Here is a 5,001-nt window from a genome sequence, read left to right on the forward strand (position 1 = left end):
GGTTCGCCAGCGTAACGTCTCGATGGTCTATCAGCAGTTCATCAACTATCCCACGCTCACGGTCTTCGACAATATCGCCTCGCCGCTCAAGCAGGCCAGGGTGGCGCGGCAGGAGATCACCCGCCGGGTCGAGGAGACCGCAGCGATGCTGGGCATCCAGCACCTACTGGGCCGTTATCCGCAGGAGCTCTCCGGCGGCCAGCAGCAGCGCACGGCGATGGCCAGGGCGCTGGTCAAGGATGCGGAACTGGTGCTGTTCGACGAGCCGCTGGTCAACCTCGACTACAAGCTGCGAGAGGCGCTGCGGGTGGAGATGCGCAAGCTGTTCGAGTCGCGCAACACCATCGCGGTCTACGCCACCACCGAGCCCGCCGAGGCGCTGGCGCTGGGCGGGACGACGACGCTGCTGCATCAGGGGCGAATCGTCCAGAGCGGTCCCAGCGACGAGGTCTATCGTCATCCCCGTAACCGTGAAGCTGCCACGCTGTTCGGCGAGCCCCCCATCAACCTGATGCCGATGACGATCCAGGGCGGCGAGTGCCGGATCGCCGATCAGCGCCAAGCACTGCCCGAGATCTGGAGATCGCTCTCCGAGGGCGACTATCAGGTTGGTATCCGGCCCCATCACTGGTCGCTCCGGCCGCTCTCGGAGGCGGCGTTGCGCCTGCCCGCCGTCGTGCGCGTCGCGGAGATCAGCGGTTCCGAGACCTTCCTGCATCTCGCGCATGACCGGATCGATCTGGTCGCGCACCTGATCGGGATTCACGAGTTCGGCGTGGATCAGGCGCTGGACGTCCAGGTCCCGTTTCGCCAGCTCTTCGTGTTCGAGCCCGGGGGCGACCTGGTGCTGTCACCTCCCTCATCGCGATCGACATCGCCCGGCGTGCGAGGAGACCTCTAGATGGCCGAGATTCGCCTGGAACAACTGGCCCATAGTTATCACGGTGCACCTTCGGGCCCGGCCGACTATGCGCTCAGGCCGATGGACCACGTCTGGGAGCAGGGCGGAGCCTACGCGCTGCTGGGGCCGTCGGGGTGCGGCAAGAGCACGCTGCTCAACATCATTTCCGGTCTGCTGGTGCCCTCGGAAGGGCGGGTGCTCTACGACGGCAAGTCGGTCAACGATCTCACCCCGCAGCAACGCAACATCGCCCAGGTTTTCCAGTTCCCGGTGGTCTACGACACCATGACCGTCCACGAGAACCTGGCGTTTCCGCTGCGCAATCAGGGGCAGTCTCGAGAGCGCATCGATGCCAGGGTGAGAGAGGTGGCCGAGGCGCTGGAGATCGAGCCGCTGTTGAACCGGAAGGCGCAGAATCTGACGGCGGACGAGAAGCAGAAGGTGTCGATGGGGCGCGGTCTGGTGCGCGACGACGTGGCGGCGATCCTGTTCGACGAGCCGTTGACGGTGATCGACCCGCAGCTCAAGTGGCGGCTGCGGCGCAAGCTCAAGGAGATCCATCAGCGCTTCAACGTGACGATGGTCTACGTCACCCATGACCAGTTGGAGGCGTCCACCTTCGCCGACAAGATCGCGGTGATGTACGAAGGCCAGATCGTGCAGTTCGGCACCCCGCGCGAGCTGTTCGAGAACCCGCAGCATACCTTCGTCGGCTACTTCATCGGCAGCCCCGGCATGAATCTGCTGGATATTGCGCTGGGGGCATCGGGCGTCGAGTTCGACGGCCACGCGCTGGCGGTGCCCGACGCGATCGTCGACCAGCTTCGGCAGCGCGAGGGAGGGCGCCTGCAGCTCGGCATCCGACCGGAGTTCGTGCAACTGGTGGCGGCCGACGATGCCGTCCTGCACGGCTACGTCGATCTGGTCCAGGACCAGGGCACCTTCAAGATCGTCGACGTGCGCCTCGATACGCCATCGGCGCCGGTGATCAAGGCGCGCCTGGGAGAGGAGGCCAGCGTTCCCGAAGGGCGAACCGGCGTGCACTTCCCCGAAGCCTGGCAGCGCTTCTATATCGATGACCATCTGGTGGGAGTGGCTGATGAAAACCTATAACAACAAGGCCTGGTGGCTGGTGCTGCCGGTATTCGTGCTGGTGGCCTTCAGCGCCATCATCCCGATGATGACGGTGGTCAACTATTCGGTACAGGACATCTTCGATCCGAGCACGCGCTATTTCGTGGGCACCGAGTGGTATCGGGAGATCCTGGCGGATCCGAGACTGCACGATTCGCTGGTGCGGCAGTTCATCTACTCGTTCTGCGTGCTGGCCATCGAGGTGCCGCTCGGCATCATCGTTGCGCTGTCGATGCCTCGGCGCGGGTTGGGCGTGCCGTTCAGTCTGATTCTACTGTCACTGCCGCTGCTGGTGCCGTGGAACGTGGTGGGGACGATCTGGCAGATCATCGGGCGGGAGGATATCGGCCTGTATGGCTGGACCCTCAACAGTCTGGGGCTCGACTACAACTACGCCTCCAACCCGCGGGATGCCTGGATCACCGTGCTGGTGATGGATGTCTGGCACTGGACGTCGCTGGTGGCGCTGCTGTGCTATTCCGGGCTGCGCTCGATTCCGGACGTCTACTACCAGGCGGCGAGGATCGACCGTGCCTCCCACTGGGCGGTGTTTCGATTCATTCAATTGCCGAAGCTCAAGAACGTGCTGTTGATCGCGGTCATGCTGCGCTTCATGGACAGCTTCATGATCTACACCGAGCCGTTCGTGCTCACCGGTGGCGGGCCGGGCACCGCCACGACCTTCCTCAGCCAGACGCTGACCCAGATGGCGCTTGGCCAGTTCGATCTGGGCCGTGCCGCGGCGTTCTCGCTGATCTACTTCCTGATCATTCTGCTGGTGACCTGGGTGTTCTACACCGCCATGACCCACAACGACGACAAGGGATGACGCCGCCATGAGACTGCGCAAGAGCCTGGTGATGCTGGTCTATCTGCTGTTCGTGCTGGTGCCGATCTACTGGCTCGTCAACATGTCGTTCAAGTCGAACCGGGAAATCCTCGGCGGACTGACGCTCTGGCCCACGGCGCCGACGCTGGACAACTACCGGGTCATCTTCACCGAGCCGACCTGGTACATGAGCTACCTGAACTCCCTGAGCTATGTCTCGATGAACATGCTGATCTCGCTGCTGGTGGCGTTGCCGGCCGCGTATGCGTTCTCGCGCTATCGCTTCCTGGGCGACAAGCACATGTTCTTCTGGCTGCTGACCAACCGGATGGCACCACCGGCGGTGTTCCTGCTGCCGTTCTTCCAGCTCTACTCGGCGGTGGGGCTGTTCGATACGCCGATCGCGGTGGCCCTGGCGCACTGCCTGTTCAACGTGCCGCTGGCGGTATGGATTCTCGAGGGTTTCATGTCGTCGGTGCCCAAGGAGATCGACGAGACCGCGTATATCGACGGCTACACCTTCCCCAAGTTCTTCATTCGGATTTTCCTGCCGATGATCCGGCCCGGCATCGGCGTCACGGCGTTTTTCTGCTTCATGTTCTCCTGGGTCGAACTGTTGCTGGCGCGGACGCTGACCTCGGTCGATGCCAAACCGATCGTGGCGCAGATGACCCGCACGGTCTCGGCGTCGGGGATCGACTGGGGCGTGCTGGCGGCCGCGGGCGTGGTCGCGCTGCTGCCCGGTATCGCGGTGATCTACTTCGTGCGCAACCACGTGGCCAAGGGCTTCGCCCTGGGACGCGTCTGATCCGTTCGTCCAGAGAGAGGGGGAGTCACCATGGGTTGGATGGCCTGGACACTACCGACGGCACTGTTCTTTGCCGCGATCGCGGCACTGCTGGTGGCGATGACGGTCTGGCAGACCGTATCGCCCGGCCGAGAGCGCAAGGGCTTCCTGCCGATCTCCACGTCTCGGGGCGATCGGCTGTTCATTGGTCTGCTGGCGGCGGCATACGGCCATTTGCTGGTTCTGGCACTGACCGACTGGCCGCTCTGGATCGCGACGGCGATCTGCGTGGCAGGAATGGCAATCATCATGAAATGGGGGTAACGCATCGACCAGGGATCATTGCTCTTCGGATAGCGCCAAGACAGCAAATGCAGCATAACAACGAGGGTTAACGCTATGTTCGATATCAAGCACGCCGGATCGCGACGCCGGGCGCCACTGGGCATCGGCATCGGCCTTGCGGGTCTGATGGCCGTTTCGGGAACCGCGATCGCCGACCAGTATCAGGACGCCGCCAAACGCTGGCTGGGTGACGAGTTCAAGACCTCGACGCTCACGCCCGAGCAGCAGATGGCCGAGATGCAGGGGTACATCGACGCCGCCAAACCGTTCCGTGGCATGCAGATCAACGGCGTGTCGGAGACGCTCACCACCCACAAGTACGAGTCCGAGGTGCTGGCCCGCGCCTTCAGCGAGATCACCGGCATCCAGTTGAAGCACGATCTGATTCAGGAAGGGGACGTGATCGAGAAGCTGCAGACCCAGATGCAGTCCGGTCGCAACATCTACGACGCCTACGTCAACGATTCCGACCTGATCGGTACCCATTTCCGCTACGGCAAGGTGGTGCCGCTTTCCGACATGATCGAAGGCGACGGGGCCGAAGTGACCTCGCCGACGCTGGATCTGGATGATTTCATCGGGCTCTCGTTCACGACCGGGCCGGACGGCAAGGTCTATCAACTGCCCGACCAGCAGTTCGCCAATCTCTACTGGTTCCGCGCCGACTGGTTCGACGACCCTGATCTCAAGGCGCGCTTCAAGGAAAAGTACGGCTACGAACTGGGTGTACCGGTGAACTGGTCGGCCTACCAGGACATCGCCGACTTCTTCACCAATGACGTCCACGACATCGACGGCCAGCGTGTCTATGGCCACATGGACTACGGCAAGAAGGATCCCTCGCTGGGATGGCGCTTCACCGACGCCTGGTTCTCGATGGCCGGGGCCGGCGACTAGGGCATCCCCAACGGCCTGCCGGTGGACGAGTGGGGGATTCGGGTCGAGGATTGTCGGCCGGTGGGCTCGAACGTCACCCGAGGTGGCGCTACCAACGGTCCGGCCGCG

At 63.2% G+C, this 5,001-nt stretch carries 5 protein-coding genes and 1 pseudogene; all 6 read left to right on the forward strand.

Annotated features, from left to right (window positions below; all coding sequences use genetic code 11):
- On the forward strand, positions 1-901 hold a 901-nt coding region (locus AC3AYF_RS18115), incomplete at its 5' end, for an ABC transporter ATP-binding protein (RefSeq protein WP_487780136.1).
- Entirely contained in the window at positions 902-2,014 is a 1,113-nt protein-coding gene (locus AC3AYF_RS18120; RefSeq protein ID WP_295041047.1) for an ABC transporter ATP-binding protein, read from the forward strand.
- Positions 1,998-2,864, forward strand: a complete 867-nt coding sequence (locus AC3AYF_RS18125) for a carbohydrate ABC transporter permease (RefSeq protein WP_295041051.1) — start codon at positions 1,998-2,000, stop codon at positions 2,862-2,864. The genes AC3AYF_RS18120 and AC3AYF_RS18125 overlap by 17 nt, the downstream gene beginning before the upstream one ends.
- A 7-nt stretch (positions 2,865-2,871) precedes the next feature.
- Positions 2,872-3,672, forward strand: coding sequence for a carbohydrate ABC transporter permease (locus AC3AYF_RS18130; RefSeq protein WP_487780137.1), 801 nt, complete (start codon positions 2,872-2,874; stop codon positions 3,670-3,672).
- Positions 3,673-3,702: 30 nt separating this feature from the next.
- Positions 3,703-3,975: a DUF2160 domain-containing protein gene (locus AC3AYF_RS18135; protein WP_295041043.1), complete on the forward strand. Its 273-nt coding sequence runs from the start codon at positions 3,703-3,705 to the stop codon at positions 3,973-3,975.
- Between the two features lie 147 nt (positions 3,976-4,122).
- A pseudogene (locus tag AC3AYF_RS18140) lies at positions 4,123-5,001 on the forward strand (carbohydrate ABC transporter substrate-binding protein); the annotation flags it as partial.

The sequence above is a fragment of the Salinicola sp. genome, from assembly GCF_982684285.1.